Annotated in this window: 19 protein-coding genes and 1 pseudogene; 6 read left to right on the top strand and 14 right to left on the bottom strand. The window is 43.0% G+C overall.

The features are described 5' to 3' along the window. Window positions 1-150 precede the first annotated feature (150 nt). On the top strand, window positions 151-561 hold the full coding sequence (locus MHH82_RS34340) for a YwpF-like family protein (protein WP_003227794.1): 411 nt from the start codon (window positions 151-153) through the stop codon (window positions 559-561). A gap of 124 nt (window positions 562-685) precedes the next feature. Here MHH82_RS34340 and MHH82_RS34345 read toward each other — a convergent pair whose 3' ends face one another. The 3 genes from MHH82_RS34345 to MHH82_RS34355 all read right to left on the bottom strand — a co-directional run bounded on the left by MHH82_RS34345 (window position 686) and on the right by MHH82_RS34355 (window position 8,785). Beyond that, complete coding sequence (locus tag MHH82_RS34345; RefSeq protein ID WP_032727025.1) at window positions 686-1,324, bottom strand: class A sortase; 639 nt, start codon at window positions 1,322-1,324, stop codon at window positions 686-688. A 103-nt stretch (window positions 1,325-1,427) separates the two neighbouring features. Further along, complete coding sequence (locus MHH82_RS34350) at window positions 1,428-7,391, bottom strand: SpaA isopeptide-forming pilin-related protein (protein WP_072175612.1); 5,964 nt, start codon at window positions 7,389-7,391, stop codon at window positions 1,428-1,430. Window positions 7,392-7,708: 317 nt separating this feature from the next. Beyond that, a complete protein-coding gene (locus MHH82_RS34355; protein WP_015384861.1) occupies window positions 7,709-8,785 on the bottom strand; it encodes a response regulator in 1,077 nt (358 codons plus the stop codon). An 806-nt stretch (window positions 8,786-9,591) separates the two neighbouring features. On the opposite strand from MHH82_RS34355, the pseudogene MHH82_RS34360 reads away from it, so the two are divergent. Together MHH82_RS34360 and MHH82_RS34365 are read left to right on the top strand one after the other, a co-directional pair. Further along, a pseudogene (locus tag MHH82_RS34360) lies at window positions 9,592-10,905 on the top strand (sensor histidine kinase); the annotation flags it as partial. 177 nt (window positions 10,906-11,082) lie between these two features. Then, window positions 11,083-12,054 carry a histidine kinase gene (locus MHH82_RS34365; RefSeq protein WP_250540609.1) on the top strand — a complete coding sequence of 324 codons (972 nt, stop codon included), beginning with the start codon at window positions 11,083-11,085 and terminating at the stop codon, window positions 12,052-12,054. A gap of 46 nt (window positions 12,055-12,100) precedes the next feature. On the opposite strand, the gene mscL is transcribed toward MHH82_RS34365, so the two are convergent. Continuing rightward, a complete protein-coding gene (mscL, locus tag MHH82_RS34370; protein ID WP_021445844.1) occupies window positions 12,101-12,496 on the bottom strand; it encodes a large conductance mechanosensitive channel protein MscL in 396 nt (131 codons plus the stop codon). Window positions 12,497-12,568: 72 nt separating this feature from the next. Continuing rightward, window positions 12,569-12,994 carry a 3-hydroxyacyl-ACP dehydratase FabZ gene (gene fabZ / locus MHH82_RS34375; RefSeq protein WP_003221796.1) on the bottom strand — a complete coding sequence of 142 codons (426 nt, stop codon included), beginning with the start codon at window positions 12,992-12,994 and terminating at the stop codon, window positions 12,569-12,571. A 191-nt stretch (window positions 12,995-13,185) separates the two neighbouring features. Between fabZ and rapD the strand changes: the two genes are divergently transcribed. Continuing rightward, window positions 13,186-14,250, top strand: coding sequence for an aspartate phosphatase RapD (rapD, locus tag MHH82_RS34380; protein WP_021480787.1), 1,065 nt, complete (start codon window positions 13,186-13,188; stop codon window positions 14,248-14,250). 22 nt (window positions 14,251-14,272) lie between these two features. Here rapD and flhP read toward each other — a convergent pair whose 3' ends face one another. The 5 genes from flhP to MHH82_RS34405 all read right to left on the bottom strand — a co-directional run bounded on the left by flhP (window position 14,273) and on the right by MHH82_RS34405 (window position 17,663). Then, the gene (gene flhP / locus MHH82_RS34385; protein ID WP_014478212.1) at window positions 14,273-15,082 is read right to left on the bottom strand and encodes a flagellar hook-basal body complex protein FlhP; all 810 of its coding nucleotides are present in this window, start codon (window positions 15,080-15,082) and stop codon (window positions 14,273-14,275) included. A gap of 32 nt (window positions 15,083-15,114) precedes the next feature. Continuing rightward, entirely contained in the window at window positions 15,115-15,927 is an 813-nt protein-coding gene (flhO, locus tag MHH82_RS34390; protein ID WP_032727034.1) for a flagellar hook-basal body complex protein FlhO, read from the bottom strand. A 162-nt stretch (window positions 15,928-16,089) separates the two neighbouring features. After that, window positions 16,090-17,091, bottom strand: a complete 1,002-nt coding sequence (mbl, locus tag MHH82_RS34395; protein ID WP_003227776.1) for a cell shape-determining protein Mbl — start codon at window positions 17,089-17,091, stop codon at window positions 16,090-16,092. A gap of 165 nt (window positions 17,092-17,256) precedes the next feature. Continuing rightward, window positions 17,257-17,538 carry a sporulation transcriptional regulator SpoIIID gene (spoIIID, locus tag MHH82_RS34400; protein WP_003221804.1) on the bottom strand — a complete coding sequence of 94 codons (282 nt, stop codon included), beginning with the start codon at window positions 17,536-17,538 and terminating at the stop codon, window positions 17,257-17,259. Window positions 17,539-17,552: 14 nt separating this feature from the next. Further along, window positions 17,553-17,663 carry a protein usd gene (locus MHH82_RS34405; protein ID WP_010886628.1) on the bottom strand — a complete coding sequence of 37 codons (111 nt, stop codon included), beginning with the start codon at window positions 17,661-17,663 and terminating at the stop codon, window positions 17,553-17,555. Between the two features lie 224 nt (window positions 17,664-17,887). Between MHH82_RS34405 and MHH82_RS34410 the strand changes: the two genes are divergently transcribed. Together MHH82_RS34410 and MHH82_RS34415 are read left to right on the top strand one after the other, a co-directional pair. Next, entirely contained in the window at window positions 17,888-18,301 is a 414-nt protein-coding gene (locus MHH82_RS34410; protein ID WP_003227771.1) for a MarR family winged helix-turn-helix transcriptional regulator, read from the top strand. Between the two features lie 21 nt (window positions 18,302-18,322). Next, the gene (locus MHH82_RS34415; protein WP_072175614.1) at window positions 18,323-19,513 is read left to right on the top strand and encodes an MFS transporter; all 1,191 of its coding nucleotides are present in this window, start codon (window positions 18,323-18,325) and stop codon (window positions 19,511-19,513) included. An 81-nt stretch (window positions 19,514-19,594) separates the two neighbouring features. On the opposite strand, the gene MHH82_RS34420 is transcribed toward MHH82_RS34415, so the two are convergent. The 4 genes from MHH82_RS34420 to MHH82_RS34435 form a co-directional block, all read right to left on the bottom strand. Beyond that, the gene (locus tag MHH82_RS34420) at window positions 19,595-21,001 is read right to left on the bottom strand and encodes a right-handed parallel beta-helix repeat-containing protein (protein ID WP_041850431.1); all 1,407 of its coding nucleotides are present in this window, start codon (window positions 20,999-21,001) and stop codon (window positions 19,595-19,597) included. A 104-nt stretch (window positions 21,002-21,105) separates the two neighbouring features. Further along, window positions 21,106-22,578: an allantoin permease gene (gene pucI, locus MHH82_RS34425; RefSeq protein ID WP_014481153.1), complete on the bottom strand. Its 1,473-nt coding sequence runs from the start codon at window positions 22,576-22,578 to the stop codon at window positions 21,106-21,108. A gap of 180 nt (window positions 22,579-22,758) precedes the next feature. Beyond that, a complete protein-coding gene (locus MHH82_RS34430; RefSeq protein WP_032727108.1) occupies window positions 22,759-24,117 on the bottom strand; it encodes an MFS transporter in 1,359 nt (452 codons plus the stop codon). Then, window positions 24,117-24,686 carry a hydrolase gene (locus MHH82_RS34435; protein ID WP_003227761.1) on the bottom strand — a complete coding sequence of 190 codons (570 nt, stop codon included), beginning with the start codon at window positions 24,684-24,686 and terminating at the stop codon, window positions 24,117-24,119. The genes MHH82_RS34430 and MHH82_RS34435 overlap by 1 nt, the downstream gene beginning before the upstream one ends. Between the last annotated feature and the right edge of the window lie 43 nt (window positions 24,687-24,729).

A 24,729-nucleotide genomic window follows, 5' to 3' on the forward strand; every position in this document is an offset into this window, starting at 1 on the left:
TCAGTTACAGTATAATGAAAAAATAGAAATTATTAAATGTTTCGCTCATACAAAATTCTTTAGCCCCAACATTGCAGGATTTTTTCCTCGAAAACGTTTATGTTATAATGGAAGGCAAGAAAACTTTGGAAGTAATCGGGGTGAGAAGAAATGAAAACCTTTAAACTGGTTGACCTGAATGTGGAACGAGTGGACAAGGAAGAACAATCAATTGAACAGTTTCCCCTTATTGACGGACTGATTATAAATAAAGAAGACGGTGAAAATCACTGGCTGATTGAGGCGCTTGTACAGAAAGAACATCTGTCTTTTTTTGAACAGCTTCAAAACAGCCAATCTGAAGCCAAAGTATTTGTAACGATCACGAAAAAAAGCAATCGCCCCGCCCAGCTGACAGCAGCAGTGAAAAATATCGTCAAGCTGGAAGAAAGCATTCAGGTTTTACTCTACGGACAAATGGTCACAAGAAAACAGCAGGGCACTGAAACCATTCTCGAGTCCCTTGTAAAAGAGGGCTATACAGGAACAAAACTCATTGAGGCATTTAAACAAAAGTTATAAATACGAGGGGGCATGTTCCCCAAAACAGACACAGAACCGAAGAGCATCACAATAAACATTTAGAATAGATATGTTCTGCATGAAAAAAGCTGCCGTTTTAAACGGCAGCTTTTCTTTTCCATATTTAATTTGTATGGCCAAAAGAATCAACCAATTCCCCTTTCACAACAAGGCGCCCTTCAGTTTTGACAGCCTTGTCACATGTGATTAACGTAATCTCCTTTTTGTTTGTCTCCTCAACTACATCTGCATCCATTTCCGATATGATGTCTTTAGATGTTACAGAATAGATATAATCCTTTTTAAAATCCGTGATGACAATTTGTGCACCTGTTTTTATGTTTTCCAGAGGTCCGAACAGGAGATTCTTTTGCTTCAAATGATGGCCCGCCAACGGATAATTTCCCTCGCCCATTTTTTGATCCGGGCGCATTGTTGCCGCCCCTATCAAAAGATTTTCATTGGTTGTGCCTTTTACGATCGGAAGCTCCAGATCAACACTTTTAATTGTTATCCGCCCGATAACCGCTTTTTGATCGTGATCAAAGCCGGCCTTTACAGCATCCATCAACTCAGGCGGCTCGATTGAATCAAATTCATATTCCGCTTCTCTCTCATTATTTTTTTTCAGCTGCTCCACAGTTAAGGCCGATTCACTCTGGCTTTTGCTAAGATAAGCTATAATTCCACCTTTGATATAAGGAGAAGAGATCAGCAGCAGTCCGAAAAGGATGAACACCGTAATGATCATTTTCTTGTACATGCGAAAAACCCTTTCTTATGCATCCTTCTAAAAACGCTCCGTGTCACTTTCACTTTTCAAAAAAGCACCTGATCGATTCTTCGATGATCAGGTGCCTTCAACTTTATCCTTTTCTTTGTTTCTTTCTTGAGGCAACAGCTAAGCCTCCGCCTGCCATAAGCAGCAGGATACCGATCATTGCTGTCAGCATGCTGTCTGTATCTCCAGTTTTTGGAAGGGTTTTGTCTGTGTTCGACTGACCATCCGAGCTGCCATCTGTACCATTGGTATTCGGATGATCTCCATCATCTTTTCCATTTCCACCCGGTGCAGGTTTATCAGGATGATCATGTTTATCAGGCGCTGGTGTTTTCACTTTTTGATTAGAAACTACGATCTCAACAGCTTTTGACTGTCCTTTTTCAATTGTGAATTCAATCGGTGTTTCGTCAAGTTTATAACCTTCGGGAGCCTTCGTTTCAATCAATTGGTAGCTTCCCGGCGCAAGGCCTTTTACAGTGAACTGCCCATTTTGATCTGTTTTCCAGAGTTCAGAAAGCTCTTTTCCATACCCGTCAGTTTTTACAGGCTTGCCGCTTTCGTCCAATAACTTGAATTCAGCGCCCTCCAAAACGGTATTTTTATCGTCTTGATCCACTTTTTTCACATTTACGTCACCTGGTGCCAATATGTTTTCCGCGGTGATTTCGACTGTTTTCGTGTCTGTGTTTGTGATCTTGAACGATATAGGCGTTTGGTCCAACTCATAATCTTTAGGCGCTTTTGTTTCAACAAACTGATATTCGCCAGCTTTAAGGCCGTGCACCGTGATTTGTCCTTTGTCATCGGTAACCAAACCGGACTTCAGCACTTTGCCGTTGGCATCTGTCAAATTGAACTCCGCACCTTGCAGAACTTTATGCTGATCATGCTGATCCACTTTGGTGAGGACAACAAGGTTCTTCGTATTAACCGCTGTTGCTTTCACTTGCTCAGGTTTGCCGCCATATTCTGCTTTAATGGTGAATGGCACTGGCTTTTCGGATAAAAGATATCCATCTGGCGCCTGTTTTTCGATAAATTGATAGCTTCCCGGCGCTAACCCGTCAACTTCAATTTTGCCGCCTTCTTTTGAGACTAGATCGTCTCTCACTGTTTTCCCATTGCTGTCCGTGATTTTGAATACCGCGCCTGCCAAGCCATTTCCATCTTGATCTTCCTTCATCAGCTGAACCGATCCTTGATAGTTCACGGCGATCCCGGCATCTGCGGCTTCAGGCTTTCCTGCTGCAGATTCTGAGATGGTAAACTCTATTTTCTCCGTGTTCAGCACATAACCGGCTGGCGCTTTCGTTTCAACAAAGGCGTAACGTCCCGGCGCAAGGCCCGAAGCCTTTACTTTTCCATCTTTATCGGAAGTCAGCTCTTCTTGAACCGTATTTCCTTCCTCGTCGACAATGTTGAAAACTGCACCTTCAAGCTTCTTGCCTTCAGCATTTTCCTTCGTCAACTCAACGGAGCCTTTATGGTTAGTAGCGATCCCGGCATCTGTAGCTTCAGGCTTTCCTTCAGAGGAATCAGAGATCTCAAACTCAATTTTCTCTGTATTCAGCACATAGCCCGCTGGCGCTTTTGTTTCAACAAAAGCGTAGTGTCCCGGTGCAAGGCCTGAAGCTGCGACTTTCCCATTTTTATCTGAGGTCAGTCCTTCTTGAACCGTATTACCTTCCTTGTCGATAATCTTAAAGACGGCTCCTTCAAGCTTCTGGCCATCGGCATCTTCCTTCGTCAGCTCAACAGAGCCTTTATCGTTAACGGCGATTCCGGCATCTGCGGCTTCAGGCTTTCCTGCTGCAGATTCTGAGATGGTAAATTCTTTTTTCTTTGTATTCAGCACATAGCCGGCTGGCGCTTTTATTTCCACAAAGGCGTAGCGTCCCGGCGCAAGACCCGAAGCCTCGATTTTACCGTCTTTATCTGAAGTCAGCTTCTCTTGAACGACCTTTCCATCTTGATCGACAATGTTGAATACTGCGCCTTCAAGTTTCTGGCCTTCAGCATTCTCCTTCGTCAGTGAGACTTTTCCTTGATAGTTGGTCATTTTCCCTAAATTAACGTCAGACACTTGATTCTTTTCATTCTTTGCGACTGAGAAGTGAATCGCTTTTGTATTTACGATAAAGCCTTCAGGAGCTTGTGTTTCTGTCAAGCGATAGTAGCCCGCCGGCAAACCGTTCATTTCTACTTTTCCGTTTTTATCAGATTTTATATCTGTTCGTATGAGAGTATAGGTGCCGTCATTTGATTTTTTCTCCAGCTTGAAAACAGCACCCGCCAAAGGATTGTTTTGTTCGTCTTGTTTGATAAGCGTCACCTTGTTCTGTTGATTTATGACTTTGTGCAGCGCTCCTGTCTTGGAGGAGTTGCTGTCTATCTTAACAGAGACTCCTTTTGCATAAGCATCACTGATGGTATATCCGTCAGGCGCTTTGACTTCTTTTAATACATAGGAACCGTAGCGAATATTTCCGAATGTAAGCTTCCCGCCGGCATCCGTCGTACCAGTGCGGAGGAGCTGTTTGGAGTCCTCAGACCATAACTGGAATTCTGCTCCTTCAAGAGCTTTATCGTCCTCTCCAGTCTTAAAAATCGTCAGGCTTCCTTTTTCTCCGGATCCGGAACCGTCGCCGCTTGAAATGGCAACAAAGATCGAGCTGCTGTTTTCTTGAGTCTGCTCCTTCACATTTGTTCCTGAAATGGACACCTTATTTTTAACATGGCCGCTCGTGCCGGCTATGTTAATCAGTGACCGGTATTTGATCACATAGGCGCGGTCAATTTGTTTATAGCTGCCTATGAATTTCAGGACAAACGATTGTTCACCTGTTGTATTGTCAGTTTTGATGTCTAACGTGTAATCTTTGTCTTTTTGAAGCTCGACATCTCCCGCAGTCAGATTTCCGCTGCTGTCTTTGACCACTCCGTTTTCATCATATTTTGCTTGATACACTTTAAAAGAATCCGCATCTAATATTTGATTTTCATCCGGCGTATCAGTAACTTTTACATCATCCAGCGTTGATTGGCTGGAGTTGACATTGATGTTCCAATCGATATAGCTTCCATTTTGTTTACCACCTTTGAAAACCAGACTTCCTCCGTTCGTAACTGAAACAGAGCCCGTCAGTGTGCGGTCTGCATAACCGTCATTATAGTAGGTTGCCTTGTTTGTGTACTGATTCTGATCAATGACCTGTCCTTTGAGTGATGTCTTAAACTCAATCAGATATGGTACAGAATCGCCTGTTTTAAGGTGTACCGTCAGCGTGCGTTCATTTTTTGCAGAAGGCTCTTCGACATCATACTTGGAAGGATCAAGCGCGTCTCCTTCTGTGATCGAGCCGTTTTTATTGATCGTATAACTCTTAACGACAACGGAACCCGGCACAAATTGCTGAGGATCTGTTATGGCATCTTTGATATAAGGGTTTTTCGTCGGCTCGCCGTTATAGTTGACGCCGATTTTCCACGTGATTTCCTTTGAAACCGCGTTATATGATCCGTTTTTGAAACCATTATTTGAAGTCTGATGATTCGGCGTAAAACCGCTTGATACCTTATTCGTGCGCTCATTGCCGTTTTGATCAGTCCATGTCGACTGAGCTGTATTCTTAACGCTTTCGTTAGAATAATCGGCATTGAACGTTGTCGTATAAGTGATCTTAAATTGACTGTCTGTTTTTGCATAATCCCCGATCAATGCCAAAGTAAAGCCTTTATGATCCGGTTTTTTTATTAACGTGTAGTCTTTGTCTTTCTGCAATGTTTTGTTGTTCGTTGTGTCTTGAAGCTTGAACGATTCATCAAGCAGAACCATTCCGCCGCTTTCGAATTGATCATCCAAAGTCCAATTGTTCATCAAGTATTTATTTTTATTAACTGTAATCGTCCAATCAGCCGTCTTCTTCTCATAATCTACGTTTGAATATCCTTTGATGAGGTTTTGCTGAATGGCTATTCCGGCAGCCTCTTTTGAATCCCCTGTTCCGGTCACAACGCTGTTGGTGTATGTTGTCGATTTATCAATGATCACTCCGCTGTTGACCTTTGTTTGATATGTGATTTTGTACGCGCTGGTAATGGTTTTATTAAATTTGACTTCAAATCCGCTTCCATTATCGATCAGCGTATAGTCCTCGCCTTCCTTTAAAGGCGTTCCCGCTTGCTCGCTGCCGTTCTGTCCAAAGGTAATAGGAATAACCTTCAAAGAATCTTTCACAAGATGCAAATCGCCAGTTCCAAAAGCATCTTTAATGCTGGCCTTGGATTGGTCGATCTGTTTCTCACCGTAATTGTATGAAAGAGCCCAGCTGAATGTTTGAGATTCTCCATCATAGCCGGTCGATGATTTCGCGATCATTTTTCCATATTTGGCTGCAACAGTGGCTTCGGCAGAAATGGGTTCCAGGTTGTCTCCGCTGAATGCCGCCTTGTTCGTCAGCGTTACATTTCCGCCTTCACTCGGCTTCGCACTATTGTCAATGTCGGTTTCGTATACAAGGCGGTATGCTGAATCAATTGTCCCGTCAAATGTGACATTTCCTTTTGAATCAACACTGTAGCCGGAAGAAACTTCATTTCCTCTGCTGACAGAACCATCAATGTTCACATTGAGTTCATACACTTTAACTGAACGGTAGATTACGCCATCTGGAAGGCTTTCCGTGAGTTTGGCATTTTTGACTTGATCCAACTTTTTATTGACATCGACCGTCCATGTTACTTTACCAGGGTTGATGCCTTTATCCAGCACACCTGATTTATCAATGGTTTTACTCACATTGGGTTTAAAATAAACTGTTGTTTCAGGAGTATCGGCATTCACAGGAAATGGGATCTTTTGTGTTGTCGAACCCGTTATTTTTTTCTCGTTGAACTGCGTATTGATAACCAATGTGCCTTTGACATTAGAACTGTCTTTTACCTCGCCGTTAAATGTCATTACCACATGTCCGTTCGTATCAATAGAAAATGTCCCGTATGTGGTGTCTCCGGCGCTTAAAGGCAGGTTCACAATGTCATTATGCATAATAAATTCTTTAGGCAAATCAAATTCATATTTATCGCCGGCATTGATTGTTTTTCCTAAATTGTCGGGAATGGCCCAATCAATTGAAATTTTCACCGGAGAATTCGTATTGGCGCGATTGCCCTTGTCATATGGCTTTCCGTTTTCGTCCGTCAACGTCACGCCAGTTAAAATATGTTGCGTGATTTGTTTTTCTTCAGTTTGCAAGCTTTTGAAAGCTGATTGACTTGAGGATGACACTTTTTTTGAATCATCACTCTTAGAGGCTTCGCCGCTCTTAGCGTCATCTGACGGCTGCTGTTCTTCCTCTTTTTGATCCTTGCTGACTGAAGGTGCAGGTTTGTCATCTTTCCCTTCCTGATCACCCGCAGTATCAGAAGAGTCGTTTTTTGGCTCTTCCGCCTCGGCATCTGGTGTCTCCTCTTTCTTAACAGGAATGATCACCTGCTGGGTTTTGCCTCCCCCTAGCTGAAAAAGGGCTGCTGCTGTATGTTCATCGCCTTTTACATCTGCAGTAAACTTAGCTGGTAGTGTAATGGTCCCCTTGGCATCAGGAGAATCCGCGGATGCAGTTGTTAATTTTACTGTCATGGTGCTGCTGCCCGCCGGCACTTGATAGCTGCCGATGACCTGATCAGCAGATTTGATCTCACCTTCTGCACCTTTATCAAATGTAAAGCTTTTAGGTATCTCCACATTGATATCCTGTTCGCTATCTGCTTTTTTGTCTTTTTTCAATGACCATTCATATGTCAGTTTCACTTCGTCCCCCGGTGTTAGTGCCGGTTTGTTTCCTTTTGATCCGTCAACAATCTGGCCCTTGGCGTCCTTAACTGTTACCGAATCGAAGAATTGGCTGTCACTTGACGTTACGTCCACAGCCTGTGCTGTAAGAGTATAGCTGGCGATCTGGCTGAAGAAGAAAAAGATGGCAAGGCTTATGATCATAACGATCCGCCCGCTTTTTTTCAGCCCTAAGGGAAAACTCCTCGTTCTCAACTTTTCATTCCTCCCTTTCTTATCTATCTTTCACTTGCCGATTGATCCGCGAGACCATAACATCATGTCTCATCCCCCAAAAAGAACTGCTAATGCCGAATGAGTTTCAAAACTAAGATTTGCCATCCGAACCAAACTACATTGTATGAAATGGAACTATACAATTTCTGTACAACTCAGAAATCATGTAAGATTGAAGTGAATTGGAGAGAGTTGAAGTTTCACCCAGGAGACATATGGCGAGGGCCTTCCCTTTAAGTGCACAAAAAAACCAGTGTGCATCGAAAGGCAACCGACACATACTGGTTTGGAGTTCTTTAATTAATTTGATCCTTCATTTGTTTGTAACGCTGATATTCTTTTATCGCCTCTTCTACCTTCCCGTTTTTGTTGAATAGCTGCAGCTTGTATTGCATAATTTTATGATCGCATGGCTCAATTTTCTCGGCTTGCAGGCAAATGTCCATCGCTTGATGATCGTTCATTTCATGAATATGATAATCGATCAGTTCATAGGCCTTTCCGAGCCAAAGCTGGGAAAGACGCGTCTTTTCCGGTTCTGCCCAAAGATAACCGTGCTCCATTAGGTAATGATTTTGATAGGACATGAAAATATCCATGTGCAGATGTAATGTAGCCGTATTGAGCGGCGGCGCCCCTTTTAGTGATTTTTCCCATTCGACAACATCGATTTTTGCGCCTGAAAGCCGAAGAATATACCCAGTATCAGTCTTCTCGATAGTTTGGCTGAAAGGGATCTGGCTGAATAACTTTCGTATTTGGTAAATGGTGGAGTAAAGTTGGGTGCTTGCTTTTGAAACATCGTAATGAGGCCAAAAAAGATCGATTAGCATGTCTTTACTGACCACATGGCCTTGATTGTGAAGCAAAAATAAGTATATTTCACGTGCTTTCGACGTTCTCCACTTGACTGGAATGCTTGTTTTGACATCCTTTAAGGTTTGATGAAACTGCAAGCTCCCAAAGCATTGGATGGAAAAATGCGCCTCGGTATTTTCTGCATTTTGTCTGAGCATATTATTCGTTTTGATTCGTTCAACAGTTGTCTCAAGCCGCTTGTATATGACAGGCTTCAGCAAATAATCAATGGCATTCAGCTCAAACGCTTTGATAGCAAACTCATTATAAGCCGTGATGAAAACGACTTGGATGTTTTCATTCATCGATTGAATCGCCTCAGCAAGCTCAATGCCGTTTACCCCCGGCATTTCAATATCAAGAAACACCGCATCTACAGCAGGAGTCTCAGGATGCTCTAAGGCTTCAACTGGATCTTGATACGCCATAATAGATTGAAAGGCGTTTGTTCGTTCAAGCATTTTCTTAAAATGAAGCAATGCCAAGTGCTCATCATCAACAATTAACGCTTTCACAAAACATCCCACCCTATATGTAAAATCGAGATATCAGTAAATAACTTCTATTATATCATGACAAATAACCCCTTTATCTGGATTCTTTTTCTTTCTATTGTAGTTTTTGAAATTTTGCACTTACAATATTTATAAAAAGGTAGGAATTTAGAATGAGCCTGCTTGAATAAAGGAGCTATAATATGAAAGAAAAATTCATCTTTACTTCAATTATTTTCGGTTACGCTGCATTTTTTATGGTTTTCATTGCCATTGACCATTTTTCCGGAACAACGCTTCCTGCGGCAAGGCAGGGGGTCATGAACCTGGAGAAGTGGGATTTTCAAAAGGATGGGAATGTACAGCTGAACGGAGAATGGACATTGTATCCAAATCAGATTCTGTCACCAAAAGAGATCGCCTCAGCAAAAGGAAAAGATCCTCTCTTCGTTGATGTCCCCAGCAATGTGAAGCTAGCCAAGCAGGGTATCAATGTGGATTACGGAACGTATAAGCTGACCATCAGATCAAAGCAAGACAATCAGGTTTTTGGGATCAGCACGTCGTTTATATACAGTGCCAATCGCATCTATTTTAATGGACAATTCATTGGCCAAAGCGGCAACCCTTCAAATAAACCTGATTTTGCGGCACAAAACCGCCCATATACGAGCTTTTTTACGCTTCACAAGGGTGACAATGAACTTGTCGTACAATTTTCGAACTTCGGAAAAACGCCGGGATGGGGAATCGCAAAGCCAATTACTTTTGGCACCCAGGAGCAAGTAGTGCGGGAAAATAAAATTTCCTTTCTTAATGATACAATCATGATTACAGCTTTTTTCATTACCGGATTATATTTTCTGGGCTTTTTCCTGCAAAGAAAAAAAGATAAACATTTATTGTTTTTTTCTGTTATGTGTCTTCTGTTTTCGTTCATTATTCTGATGATCGGAAAAGAGCGGATTATATTTCTCCTCTTTCCGTCAATTTCATTTTCACTGCTAAATTCATTGAGGGCAATCTCTACAGTGCTCGTCAGCATTGCGGTTTTTCTCTATCTCTTTTTTGCTTACAGAGAGATTGTTTCAAAGCGTTTTATTCGCATTGCCACTGTTTCTTCCGGGCTGGTCTTAGTCACAGATTTTTTAACCGTGGGTTTTATCGGCCATACCTCGTACATCTTACATTCTGTGCTAGCCGTCTCGACTCTGGTTTATATTACATATATTTTTACGATTGCTGCGATCCGCAAAATGGAAGGAAGTCTGTATCTTACTATTGCATCTATATCAATGAGTGCTTTTGTCATTTTAACCACCATTTCAGCTTATAGCGGCAAAACGGCTTTTTCCTTTAATTCGATTTATTCACTGCCAACAGTTATCGCTTTACTGGCGATCGTTCTGCTGATGGCGCAGCAATTTGCCGGAGCATTCCGTGAAAATGAAGTGCTGTCGTGGAAATTGCTCAGAATTGACCGGCTAAAGGATGAATTTATCGCCAAAACATCACATGAATTCAAAACACCGCTGAACAGCATCATTAATATATGCCAGACCCTGCTGGCCGGCAAAGGAAAAAGAACGATAGAAGAAGAGAAAGAAAATATGCAGCTCGTCATCCGCATGGGCTACAGGCTGTCCAATCTGGTAAATGACATCCTGGATTTAGAAAAAATAAAGCAGGGCATGCTTCAAATCCACCCGGTTCCTGTTGATATTTATACTTTAGTTTGTTCGGAAATGAATTTCTACAATCTTTTATCGAGACATAAAAACTTGAATATGATGAACCATATCCCTGACGATCTTCCTTTAGTGCTCGCAGATGAAAACCGCTTCCGCCAAATATTAACCAATTTAGTAGACAATGCAATCAAATATACAACAGAGGGCCAAATCATACTTTCTGCTTCAAGACTGAACGACAACATGATCAAAGTGACAGTAGCGGATACAGGAAGCGGCATTTCAGAAGCCGATCGCCAAACCATCTTTGAGTCTTTTCAGCAAGCCGAAAAGAATAAAGACGATGGTGCCGGTCTTGGCCTCAGCATTGTCAAACAGCTGGTTCAGCTCCATAACGGAGACATTTGGGTCGAATCGGAAGAAGGAAAAGGTTCGGCATTCCATTTCACCTTGCCGATCGCCCAAAATGAATCTGTCTCTGAAACAAAGAAACGTCTTCCTGAATTACAATCCGAGAGAGATCTATCAGATATCTCATTTAGCACGCCTTATTACTCTGAGCATATTGACGCTCCAACCATCCTGATTGTCGATGATAACATTGACAGTTTAAAAATTTTGAGCGATATGCTTGAAGGTGTGCCCTACAATGTGATTGCTGTGAAGAACGGAAAGGAAGCATTAGAAATCATCTCTTGCACGAAGCTTGATTTGGTTATTTTGGACTTGATGATGCCGGATATGACTGGTTTCGAAGTCTGTATGAAAATTCGCGAACGATTCAGCATGGTTGATCTTCCGGTTCTGATCATTACAGCTGCCATTATCGGCCATGACAAATACAAGGCTTTTCATGCCGGAGCGAATGACATTTTGCAAAAACCCTATCATTACTCTGAATTTATGGCGCGTATTCAAAACCTGATCATGATGAAACATACAGCAAATCAAGCCACTAGAATGGAAATGGCATTTCTCCAATCGCAAATCAAGCCTCATTTTCTTTATAATGTATTAAACACGATTATTTCTCTCACTCATTTGGATATTGAAAAGGCCCGGGAGGTAACAGAGGAATTTACTAACTATTTAAGAATGAGTTTTGACTTTCAAAATACATCAGCCATCAGTTCCTTCAGACATGAGCTTTCGATTATCAATTCCTATCTTTCTATAGAAAAGACGCGATTCGGTAATCGGCTTGAGGTTCTTTTCGATATAGATGAAGACATTGACTTTATCCTTCCGCCTTTAATGATTCAGCCCTTGGTGGAAAATGCCGTTCTTCACGGTGTCAGCAAGAAAAGAGGCGGAGGATGGATCAAACTGACAGCTAAAAAACAAAGCAAAAATGAGTATTACATCAATGTAGAGGATAACGGTGCCGGGATAACTCCCGAAAAACAAAAGGACCTCTTATCTGCGGATTTCGATCGCAGCGTCGGATTGAAAAATATCAATCAGCGGCTGAAACATTTTTGCGGAAGCGAGTTGATGATCAGCAGCACTCCGGATGCAGGCACCTCTGTCTCAATGCTCATTCATCTCGCTGAAACAACAGAAAGCCCTGCAGAACTGAAGGACATAGAACAAACCTAAACGAAAATTGAGATAAAAAAAGACGCCGTTTCTAACGGCATCTTTTTTATTCCGGCGACTTTGCTTGCTGCTTCAGCAGGTCTCTGATTTCTTTCAGCAGCTCCTCCTGCGCATCCACCGCTTCCTCCGCAGCCTCTTCTTCTGCTGCTTCTTTTTTGCGCCTTAACCCATTCAAAGTCCGAATGACGATAAAAATGGAGAACGATATAATTAAGAAGTTCACAATCGTCTGTATAAAACTTCCATATTTCACTACAGCATCGCCAAACGTAAACGACAGGCCTGAAAAGTCAAGCCCTCCCAGCAGCAAACCGACCAAAGGCATAATGATATCATTTACTAGAGATGTGACGATCTTTCCGAAAGCGCCGCCTATCACAACACCAATCGCAAGGTCTACGATATTCCCCCGCATGGCAAAGGCTTTAAATTCATTCCACATACAATCACCTGCTTTTCTATATTTGTAAAGAAAAAAAGACAAATGTGCCGCTGGCCATTTGCCTTTTTTCAATTATTCTCCGAGGGCAAAAGTCAGTTCTACTTCGCAAACGACTTCGCCATCAACTGTGGCAACGCCTTTTCCGCGCCCGATTGTGCCGCGGGCACGAATGATTTCAACCTCAAGGTGAAGCTGGTCACCAGGCTTGACTTGTTTTTTAAAGCGGCAGTTATCAATGCCTGCAAAAAAAGCCAGTCTGCCGCGGTTTTCTTCTTTAATCAACATCGCAACAGCTCCGACTTGAGCGAGTGCTTCTACGATTAATACGCCGGGCATAACTGGGTACTGAGGAAAATGTCCGTTAAAGAACTCTTCATTAGCGGTTACATTTTTATAGCCTTTTGCCCGTTTGCCCTCTTCAACTTCCGTAATCCGATCCACAAGCAAAAACGGATAACGGTGAGGAATAATTTCTTTAATTTGCTGAGTATCAAGCATTGTCTTGACATCTCCTTCATCTGCATTAGTATGTATAGCAATCATCAAAGATCCAATCTGTACATTTGAAAAGTATATTATGAATTAATCTCTTTTTCAACTGCGCTAAAATGTAACCAACTGTCAATGAGAGCCGTCAAAAGTTATGATATGATAATTATAGATTTTACCAATAGCAAAGAGGTAGGAAAATGATTTCGAAGTTTATTGAAAAAAGAATGCTAAACATGTTAGACGAGTGGTATTCCGCAATGAGCAAACGCAAAATGAATCACGTTTGCACACTGAAAGAGAAAATTGACCAGCACCTTCCGAAGATCAAAAAAAACACAAAACTTTGGATGCGTTATCAATTGTTTCAGGCCCGCCATCAGCTGCTTTTTGAAAACCAGAACGGACTCGATTCATTGTTCGATGACCTATATGGCCTGGAAGACAAAATGGATGATGAATTGAAATATTATCTGTATTTTTTCTCTGGGTTATACGAGATGGTAAAAACAGCTCCGAAACATGCAGTACATCATTTTAAAAAAGCTGAACAGTACCTGGCCGCCATTCAAAATACGTTTGAAGCCGCTGATTTATATTATCAAACCGCCGGCGCCTATTACTTGATGAAATCACCGCCGCTTTCCATCCAATACGTCAAAAAAGCATTACACATCTATTTGCACCAATTCGGCTATATCAAAAAGGTAATCACCTGTAAACTTTTGCTCGCCGTGAATTATATTGATCAAGAACGCTATGAAAAAGCTGAACAGCTTTTCAAAGAAATCATTAAGAAAACCCAGCAACTACATGACGAAAACCTGCTATGCCACGCTTATTATAACCTTGGCTTTTTAAAAGCGACCGAGAAAAAAGACCAGGAAGCGCTTCTTTACTTTAGAAAAGTATTAAAGAATCAAGAATTTGAAATGAATTCACCAGTCTCATATCTTCATTGTGTGTACGAGTCTGTCAGAGCGCTTTTTAAAACAGGGAACATCACAGAAGCTAAAGCCGTCCTTCATAAAGGAAAAGAATTATCTGAAAAGGTAGACATTCAAACCATTTATTTAAAATTAAAAACGCTTGAAGCCCTCTACACATCAGCCGAAGACCCTTATGAGCAGCTGCTCGAATATGTGCTTGAATTAGAAAAAATCGAGGCGTGGGTGGATTTAGAAGTGCTGTTAGAAGATATTACGGAATACTACAAAAAAAAGGACGATTTCGAAAAAGCCGCTTTTTTTATCATGCGCGGCTGATTGAAAAACGCCCATTTTCTTATTATCTGACTGAATTGATTAAACCGAGCATTTGATCTCCCATTGTGATCGTTCTGCTGTTCAGCTGATATGAACGCTGGGACGTGATCAAATCTGTCATTTGTTCTGAAATATCGACATTGGACATCTCAAGTGAGCCCTGCTGCATGCCGATGTTTTGTCTATTAGCGCCGTTCAGCTCTTCAAAAGCTGCCGCATTATCAATAGAGAAAAGGTTATTCCCTTCTGATTTCAGCTCTTGAGGGTTATTCACTTGGACAACGCCAAGATTAAACCGCTGAACCGCGTTTCCGTCAGATGCGGTTAAGGTGCCGTTCTTATTGATGGTGATATTCTTCATTGAGCTGTCGATGTTCACTGTATTGCCGTTCTCATCAAGTACGGGATACCCATTTCCAGTGACGAGCTGCAGCTGGTTGGCATTCGCAGCGGACGGCGTTACATACAGCGCCCCGTCCCTCGTATACTGGCGGTTTCCATTTACATTTACCTGAAGATACTGGTATGGAGACGTAAATGCGATATCCAGATCGCGATCGGTCTTCTGAATGCTTCCTTGATCAGAGACCAGGCGTGAATTCATCATCGCTCCGACGCCAAGGCGCAAGCCGGGCGGCGTTTTTCGGGCTTTTGCCACTTCCTCGTTTTTTTCATCAACCTGATCGAATTGCTGTCTGACAAGCTCAGAAAAATTCGTATCTTTTGCCTTATAGCCGGTTGTGTTGCTGTTTGAAAGGTTGCTGCTGATTGTGTCAATCTGCTGCTGCAGCTGGTTTAAGGTTGTTGATGCCGTTAGCATTGACCTGAGCATAGTTGATGTCCCCCGTTTTTTCTTCCGTTATCTTAAATTTTTCCAATTTCATTTGCTGCTTTATCCATACTTTTATCGTAAGCCTGAATAACCTTCTGATTCGCCTCAAACGATCTGTACGCTTCAGTCATTTCTGTATAGGCGCTTGTCACATCCACGTTTGAAAGCTCTGAGACGCCTTGTTTTAATGAATAGGCTACCTGATTATTTCCGGCTGCGCTTGGCAGATCATTACCGTCCGCCGTGCTGTACAAATCATTTCCGTCCCGTTTGAGATTGCGGACATCTTCCGCCATTCTGACATCAATCTGGCCGGCTGTGCGTCCGTTCGTTGTCACAGTACCGTTTTCAGACACAGTGAAATTCTCATTATCAACAGTGATTGGCTGGCGATCCGTCGATAAAATAGGGCGTCCGTTGATCGTCAGCTGATTGTTTTCATTTAGTGAAAATGTGCTGCTTTTTGAATAACGGATTCCATCCGCTGTTTGAACCGGATAAAAAAGAGCAGCTTTTTCATTGGTTTCCGCATTCATCGGAACTTGATTTTCGATCAATGCAATGTCTGTAGGCTGGTCTGTGGACTTCAGGCTTCCCTGTGTAAAGAGAGGCTTGAGCTCCTGCATATATACTCCGGTATTCACGGAACCGATTTCCGTCCTTGATGTCCCGGCCGGAGATTTTGATTCTATTCTGCTGAGCAGCATCTCAGGGAACGCGCGCATAGAGCCTTGATCAGCTTTATATCCTGATGTATTTGCGTTAGCAATATTATTTGAAAGCATTTCCGTTCTTCGCTGCTGGGCAATCATTGCGGATGTTGCTGTATATAATCCTTTTAACAAATTTCCCACCTCTAAAAATGGCATTTTTTCCAGTTGTCATATAGGAACGTTCGTTCTATAATAAAAACTCAGTATTTTATCCTATTATCGTCATTTAACATCTTTTCGTGAAGGCTTTTTCATAAAAAAACCTCATTCTTTTTCAGAATGAGGTTTGTGAAATCAGCTTAGTTTGCGTTTAGGAAGCTTGTCCATATTATCAAGCATGACACCTGTGCCGATGGCTACGCAATCCATAGGATTTTCAGCAACGAGGACCGGTACCTTCAGCTCTTCAGCAAGCAGCTGGTCAAGGCCGTTTAAGAGCGCGCCTCCGCCGGTAATAATAACGCCGCGGTCAATAATATCAGCAGAAAGTTCAGGCGGTGTTCTTTCGAGCACTTGTTTCGCAGCCTGAACAATAACAGCGACAGATTCACGAAGGGCTTCTTCAACTTCTTTACTGTTTACTGTAATTGTTCTTGGAAGACCGGAAACCATGTCCCGTCCGCGAATGGAAATTTCCTCGTGACGTGCGTCTGGGAAAACAGTTGCGACTTTAATCTTAATATCCTCCGCAGTACGTTCGCCGATCAGCAGCTTGTACTCGCGTTTGATATAATTTAAGATTTCCATGTCAAACTTGTCCCCAGCCATTTTAATAGAAGAGGAGGTGACAATATCGCCCATTGAAATAACCGCGATATCCGTCGTCCCGCCTCCGATGTCTACAACCATGTTACCGCTTGGCTGGAATATTTCCATACCCGCGCCGATAGCGGCAACTTTAGGTTCTTCTTCAAGGTACACATGTTTCCCGCCGCTTTTTTCTGCAGCTTCTTTAATTGCTTTTTGCTCAACGGATGTAATATTCGTCGGGCAGCAAATGAGCATGCGCGGCTTTGAGAACAGGCCTTTTACATTCAGCTTGTTAATAAAATGTTTCAGCATTGCTTCTGTTACTTCAAAGTCAGCAATAACTCCGTCTTTCAGCGGGCGAATCGCAACAATATTCCCAGGTGTACGTCCAACCATTCGTCTTGCCTCTTCGCCAACCGCCAGCACTTTGCCGCTGTTTTTATCAAGTGCAACAACGGAAGGTTCATTCAGAACAATTCCTTTACCTTTAACATGGATCAGTACATTTGCAGTACCGAGGTCAATACCAATATCCCTTGCAAACATCTATTTATATCCTCCTTGAAAATCTGTTTCACAGTAAATATCCACATTGTGCCCTAATTATATATATTATCATAAAATATAGAAAAAAAGTTGGAAGCACAATAAGTTCTTTACAAATTTTTGCGGATGTTTTATGAACGATTTCAAGAAGGCAATGCCAGGTGATTACGATTGCTGAACAGGCTCTCCTTCGAGAATTTCATCTTTTTTATATTTGAGCTTTGTCGCTTCTCCTCCTCTTAAATGCCTGATGGATTTATGATAATCGAGTATTTCTTTCACTTCGTTTGCCAAGTCGGGGTTAATTTCAGGCAGACGCTCTGTTAAATCCTTGTGTACTGTACTTTTGGAAACACCAAATTCCTTCGCAATGACACGAACGGTTTTCTTTGTCTCCACGATGTACTTCCCTATCTTGATTGTTCGCTCTTTGATGTAATCGTGCACACCACTCGACCTCCCTAAAATGGATGTGAGAAGTGTGAAATGAGATCCGTATTCTGTAAAGAGTCGTTCATTATGCCGCTTCTTCGTTGTATGGTTTTAAAAGTAAGTTTGTGAAATATGCCCACGATCCCTCACCTCAAACACTCTCTTTGTTAGGTTTGTAACAGTGTATTAGCATTCTTTTGGGAATATGCTAAAAACTCAATAAGGACAAGGGGTGAAACGAACTTTTTCAGATTCAGCAAACTATTTCGCGTCACTAAATTTTCATCTTTACAACTATTGATCGCTCCTGTAAAATGAAATAAGCAATTAGTTACTTAGGTAAGTTTTTTAGAAGGAGACCGACATGTCCTACGTCAACAGACACCTCATTCATCAAATCAACCAAAGCGCCCGCCTGATTGCCAAGAAAGCCAATGAACAGCTAGAGCCATTCGGCCTTTATTCATCTCAATGGTCAGTTTTATATTGTTTGCGTACGATCGGACCAATGACTCAAAAAGAGATTTGGTCCTATTTAAATGTGGAAGCGCCGACTGTGACTCGGACGATCAAACGCCTGGAGGAGAACGGCTGGGTTCAGAGACGGCAAGGTGAAGACAAACGGGAAAAACTTGTTGTCCTCACAAAAGAAGCCGAGAAAAAATACGAAGAAATCAATGTGAAAATGCTGAAATTCGAGGAAGAGCTGCTTGCAGATTTCCGGGATGAAGATAAAGAAGCTTTTTCTCATTTATTCCGCATGTTTTTACAACAATGAAAATAAGGAAGTGACATACATTTGAAAAAAGCGGATGCGATATGGACCAAGGATTTTATTATGGTCCTGCTTGTCAATTTATTTGTGTTTGTGTTCTTTTATACATTTTTAACTGTATTGCCGATCTATACACTGCAAGAGCTTGGCGGCACAGAATCACAAGGCGGGCTTTTAATCAGCCTGTTCCTTCTGTCTGCGATCATTACACGGCCTTTCTCCGGAGCCATCGTTGAGCGTTTCGGGAAGAAAAGAATGGCGATTGTATCAATGGCGCTCTTCGCCCTATCATCTTTTCTGTATATGCCGATTCATAACTTTTCCCTGCTGCTCGGATTGCGGTTCTTCCAAGGAATTTGGTTCAGCATTTTAACGACTGTTACAGGTGCAATTGCCGCTGATATTATTCCAGCCAAACGGCGCGGTGAAGGGCTTGGATACTTTGCCATGTCTATGAACCTCGCTATGGCGATCGGGCCTTTCCTTGGTCTGAATTTGATGAGAGTGGTAAGCTTTCCTGTATTCTTTACAGCCTTTGCGCTGTTTATGGTTGCGGGCTTACTTGTTTCGTTCTTGATAAAAGTGCCGCAAAGTAAGGACAGCGGTACGACTGTATTCCGTTTTGCGTTCTCGGATATGTTTGAAAAGGGCGCACTCAAAATTGCGACGGTCGGTTTGTTTATTTCTTTCTGTTATTCAACAGTCACATCATATCTGTCTGTATTCGCCAAATCAGTTGACCTTTCGGATATCAGCGGATATTTCTTTGTTTGCTTTGCGGTGACAATGATGATTGCACGCCCGTTCACAGGGAAATTGTTCGACCAAGTCGGACCGGGCATTGTCATTTATCCATCAATCCTGATTTTCTCTGTTGGACTCTGCATGCTGTCCTTCACACATAGCGGCTTAATGCTTCTGCTTTCAGGGGCGGTTATCGGTCTTGGCTACGGATCAATCGTTCCTTGCATGCAAACATTGGCGATTCAGAAATCTCCGGCTCACCGCTCCGGTTTTGCAACGGCAACGTTCTTTACCTTCTTTGACAGCGGAATTGCTGTAGGATCGTATGTATTCGGATTGTTTGTAGCATCTGCCGGCTTCTCTGCCATTTATTTAACAGCGGGGCTGTTCGTTTTAATTGCCCTGCTCCTCTACACGTGGAGCCAGAAAAAACCTGCAGAGGCTGAAGGAAAAGTGTCTATTGCAGAATAAATTTCAGGCTGCCGGGAAATCCCGGCAGTCTTTTTTACATATAAAAAACGGCGCTCTCTAAGAGAACGCCGCTTATAGCAATTATTCAATGACAGGCCGCGCAGGTGAATCAGGATCTAACGAAAAATCATAGGACGCTTCATCACGAAACATCGGATCGGCATATATGGATTGCTGATCGTTTTTTGTTGCTTTTCGATACGACGAAAATGAATCATATTCTTTCTTTTTCCACATCCATATGCCGTCTTGATCCGCTTCCTTGTGGTACACGTTATGATTGACCGTATTTCCTTCATTTTCTGTAAAATCGTTTCCGATAAATAATCTGGAATCACCAGCCGTCAATATATTCTTTTCAATTGTGTTGTTTTTCGTATCGTACTGCAGCAGCAGCTGTCCGCCGTACAGTCCCTTTGTGTCATTCCGGTACATAATATTGCGGGCAATCAGAGAATTGCTGGTGCCGCCCCGCTTTTTGTCATATCCTCCGATTGAAATACCGGTGTACGCATTGTTGTACACTTTGTTGTCTGTGATCTGAATGGCATTTGCATACTTTCCTTTGTGTTCAGACGTTGCTTCAATCCCAATATCGTTATCGTAAACTGTGTTGTTCTTAATTTCGATATCGTGTCCTCCATCGACATAAATCCCGCCCGCTGAGTATTCATCTCCATAAGCAGGATTGCCGTAAGTCGAGTTTTGATAAACTGTATTGTTTTCTACGACTCCGTTTCGCACGTAATCGTTTTTATCCGCGGTTCCCTCATAACCAATTAGATCAATCCCGATGTTATTATTGTTGCGGACCACATTGCCTGCAACTGTGAAGCCGTCGATATTACCGTTCAGCACAACTGCTTCACTCGCTCCAAGCGTCAGTTTCTCAACTGTATTGTCCTCGATTCGGATGTCTTTCATGCTGCCAGTCCCATAAACTGCGATTCCGTGAGCATTTCCTTCATCCGCTGTTGTCTTAATCCCCCGGATGTGATTATCCTTAATGGCGATATGACTGCTGGACCCTGATACATAAATCCCTATAGCAGTTGCTTCCTCAGATGAAACAGAAAGATCTTGAATTGTTAAACCGCTGATGGCAATGTCATGTTTATCGTGAATACGAATAAGCGGTGTTTCATATTCAGCGTCCGCAACGGATTCACCGCTAATCACGACGTTTTCATTTTCATAGTTTCGGAATGTGATAGGCTTTCCGTCCGTACCGCTGTGCTTTACTTCAAGGGTCTCATGATACGTGCCCTCCCGAATCATGACAGTTGTGCCGGCAGCAGCCTTCTCAGATGCGTGTGCCAATGTACGAAACGGCTTTTCTTTTGTTCCTTCATTTTGATCACTGCCATTTGGCGAAACATACAGATAATCCCCAGATCCTTCCTCATTCGCTTTTGTCTTATCATAAACGAAAGCGAGGATGACAGACGTTAAAACACCCGCCAAAAGAATAAAATACCATTTTCTCATTTTCGATTCCCATTTCGTTTTAGAATAGATTTCTAAAACCATTATAAATGTTCTATTTATGGAAAACCATTCAAAAATATGAAAATATACCGTCTAAATAGATCTTATTCAGCCTGGCTGACCTGCGCATGTTCAACCGTTTCAATTGCCAATGATGCAGGCGGGTGAACACGCATCAGAACAATGTAGAAAAGAAAGGAGATTAGCACACCTACAAACCAAGATATATCGTATAAGCTCTTCAATGCAGGAACATACATGCCAATCAGCGAAATCAGCGCCCCTAACATTGTGGCTGCAAACGCACGGTAATTGTAGCCCTTCCAATACACATACCGTCCTGTTTCGGAATACAGGTCATCTACCGAGAGCTCACGTTTGCGAATGATAAAATAGTCGGCCATCATCACGCCTGCCACCGGTCCAAGCATGCCGCCTATTAAGCCAAGAAACGCATACACGCTTGTCGCGCTCTCCATCAGCTTCCATGGAACCGTAAATAAAGCGAGCAACGCTGTGATAAAGCTGCCACGTTTGAAATTGATATATTTCGGCAGGGCATTCGCTATATCATAAGCGGGCGATACGATGTTCGCCGCGACATTTACAGAGATCGTGGCGATGCAGAGCGTGATCACGGACAAAACGATGACATAAGGGTTATCAAATCGCGCCAAAATATCGACAACATCCCAAATCGGCTCTCCGAACGCGACCTGCGAGCCGGAGGTCACCGTAATACTTGCGAATGCGAACAGCGCAAACGTTCCCGGTAAACCGTAAAATTGTCCTTTGATTTGCTCTTTTTGTGTTTCAGCAAAGCGTGTAAAATCAGGTATATTTAAGATCAACGTCGCCCAGATGCCGATGATGCCAGTAACTCCGGCAGCAAACGGCCAGAATGTTTCTGAAAACGTATGAAACTTTCCTGGTTGAGAGTATATCGGGCCCAATCCTCCGGCAATATCAACGGCCCACCATACCATGCCGCCAAATACCAGATATACTAAAGGCCCTGCCCACACCTCAAAACGTTTAATCGACTCCATGCCGTGATGCAATACGAGTAAATGAATGGCCCAAAAGAATACAAAGGAAAGCAAACCGGACAAGTGAATGCCGAGAATGTTCCACTCGCCGCCAATTTCTCCCCAGCCTGGCCACATATTCAAAAGCAAAATGTTCAGTGCCGTGCTACCCGCAAAGGTTTGGATGCCAAGCCACATGATAGCTGTAAACGCCCTTAGAAGCGCGGGGATATTCGCGCCGTATATCCCGTAAGAAGCCCGAATGATCACGGGAAACGGCAGCCCGTATTTTGTCCCCGCATGGCCGTTTAAGGCAAGAGCGCCAAATAGGATAAGTGATGCCGTAATAATGATCGCCAGCACCTGCCAAGGCGAAAGGCCGATCGCAATTAATCCTCCCACGGTCGCGTAGGTCGGTATGTTATGTATACATCCCATCCAAATGGAGGCAAAGTTCATTGCTTTCCACGTCCGTTTTTCCTGTCCCAAAGGCACCAGATCTTCATTGCTCAGCCTGTTGGATTGCTGCTGACTCTCTTTTAATTTCATAGCCGGCTCCCCTTTCCATATTGTCTATATGTCGTCACACGTTATGTTTTTTGACATTAGATGTCACTTAATATAACTGAAGAGTCAGACAATAACACTGGCTATGATATACAATTTTCCCGTTTGTATTTGAACAGCTTAAACAAGAAAAAGAGACAGACCTCAGAGCCCGTCTCTTTCTTAAGATGCAGTTTTCATTAATGCAGCAAATCTCACAGCCATTAACAGGCTTGCTCCGCCCGCTATAATCATAATGATTCCCATCATATCAAAATGGGCTGCCGTGATTTCTTTACCAAAAAGAATGCCAAGGATCACCGAAGACAAAATCGATCCTAGGTAACGGCAGGTTTGAAACAGGCCTGAAGTCGTTCCTACCATGTTGGAAGGACTCGTTTCCAGCATCGCTGCCTGAAGCGCGACATTGCCCAGTCCGTAGCCTATACCCAGGAGCGACAGAATGAGCCCTTTACCGATGGTCTGGACATTGATAAAAAAGATGGTTAAGAGCACGGCTCCAGCCGTCATCAAAAGTGCTCCCGCAAAGATCGGCTTGACGACACCAGATCGGTCGATCCATTTGCCGGTTAGAGGTGACACAACGATGCTCATTCCAGACATAAACAGCATAAACAGGCCGCTCGTTTGAACAGAAAGATGCATTTCATCCTGAAAGTAACTTGGCAAACCAAAAAATAAACAATAGAAGAAAACATTCAATAATATAAACTGAACATACACGGCTGACAGGTTTCGCTGTGTTTTAAACAGACGGACATCAATAAACGGCTTATCCGTTTTCAGCTCGCGCCAGACAAACGCACAGAGCAGAAGTAAGCCAAGCACACCTTCAACCGCATGCGGCGACGTGCTGAACGACAGCAAAAAGGATAGAAGGAAAATGATTCCCCCGGCAAATAAAACAATTCCAAGAATGTCGAGCTGCCGAATAATGGTTTTGATTCCTGCCCCTTTTTTCTGATCTTTCGGGAACATATACAGGCCCAATAAGAAGCTGAGGATAATAAACGGCAAATTAACGATAAAGATCGCCGGCCAGCCTCCCCATACAATCAAAAACCCGCCGACTGTCGGCCCCAGCGCCGTCATGGCGGACGCAAAAATAGAGAGTACAGCCAAGGCTGAAGCTTGGCGCTCATGAATATGATTCCGAATCAAGCCGACACCTGACGGATAAATCGCACTGCTCCCCACCGATTGAAACAGCCGCATGACCAATAATGTCATAAACGTCGGCGCAAACGGCGCTCCGATGGCAGAAACCGCAACAAGAATAAGCCCGAATAAAAACAAGCGTTTCCGCCCAATCAAATCACCGAGCTTTCCCGTTACGGGCTGCGCTACGGCACTCGCCAAGTAAAACGAGGAAATCAGCCAGGAAACCGTTGTAAACGAGAGGTGAAACTCATGCTGGATGCTATGGAGCGCAAGAGAGATCATAGACGAGTTCAGCGGATTCAGCATTGTTCCCGAAGCCACAGCTGTTAAAAAAACAGCTCGGCTTTTTTTCGATAACATCATTTCACTTGTTCCAGAAACTCTTCCGTTGTCCGCGATTTACCGATTCTCGGGAAAATAAAGCGCAGTGTGGCTTCATGCTCTTCATCGCTAAATGTGGACATGGCATCTGTAATAAAAATCTGCTGATAGCCAAGCTGAAATGCCTCCCGTGCTGTGCTTTCCACCCCGATATTCGTTGCGATGCCGCACAATACAATCGTATCAATGCCGCGACGTCTCAGCTGCAAGTCTAAATCTGTGCCAAAAAAAGCACCCCATTGCCGTTTTGTCACAGTATAATCGCCATCCTGCACACCGATTTCCGGAACAAATTCGGCCCAGTCCGCCGGCATTTCCCCTGAACCTCCCTGCGCAGGCTCATCCGTTTGCGGCTTCAGGGCGTCCGCTCCATCATGAAAGGCTACATTTACAAAGCTGATGAACCCGTTATGTTTCCGAAATTCATCTACGAGCTTTTTCGCGTTCGGGACAACCTGGCCGCTTTGATCAATCGGCACAATCCCCTTTTGTAAATCAATGATAACCAATGCTGTTTTTTGAAAATCAATGTTGAGTGTATTCATCATACGTCTCCTCCTGATACTGTTAGTGTTTCTCACATTGCATATT

Source organism: Bacillus sp. FSL K6-6540 (assembly GCF_038007545.1).

Coding starts and splice junctions, on each gene's coding strand:
- MHH82_RS34410 (WP_003227771.1), top strand. CDS start 17,888: ATGTCCTACGTCAACAGACACCTCATTCATCAAATCAACCAAAGCGCC.
- MHH82_RS34420 (WP_041850431.1), bottom strand. CDS start 21,001: ATGAGAAAATGGTATTTTATTCTTTTGGCGGGTGTTTTAACGTCTGTC.
- rapD (WP_021480787.1), top strand. CDS start 13,186: ATGATTTCGAAGTTTATTGAAAAAAGAATGCTAAACATGTTAGACGAG.
- MHH82_RS34345 (WP_032727025.1), bottom strand. CDS start 1,324: ATGTACAAGAAAATGATCATTACGGTGTTCATCCTTTTCGGACTGCTG.
- MHH82_RS34430 (WP_032727108.1), bottom strand. CDS start 24,117: ATGTTATCGAAAAAAAGCCGAGCTGTTTTTTTAACAGCTGTGGCTTCG.
- fabZ (WP_003221796.1), bottom strand. CDS start 12,994: ATGCTTGATACTCAGCAAATTAAAGAAATTATTCCTCACCGTTATCCG.
- MHH82_RS34365 (WP_250540609.1), top strand. CDS start 11,083: ATGCTTGAAGGTGTGCCCTACAATGTGATTGCTGTGAAGAACGGAAAG.
- MHH82_RS34340 (WP_003227794.1), top strand. CDS start 151: ATGAAAACCTTTAAACTGGTTGACCTGAATGTGGAACGAGTGGACAAG.
- MHH82_RS34435 (WP_003227761.1), bottom strand. CDS start 24,686: ATGATGAATACACTCAACATTGATTTTCAAAAAACAGCATTGGTTATC.
- mbl (WP_003227776.1), bottom strand. CDS start 17,091: ATGTTTGCAAGGGATATTGGTATTGACCTCGGTACTGCAAATGTACTG.
- flhP (WP_014478212.1), bottom strand. CDS start 15,082: ATGCTCAGGTCAATGCTAACGGCATCAACAACCTTAAACCAGCTGCAG.
- pucI (WP_014481153.1), bottom strand. CDS start 22,578: ATGAAATTAAAAGAGAGTCAGCAGCAATCCAACAGGCTGAGCAATGAA.
- mscL (WP_021445844.1), bottom strand. CDS start 12,496: ATGTGGAATGAATTTAAAGCCTTTGCCATGCGGGGGAATATCGTAGAC.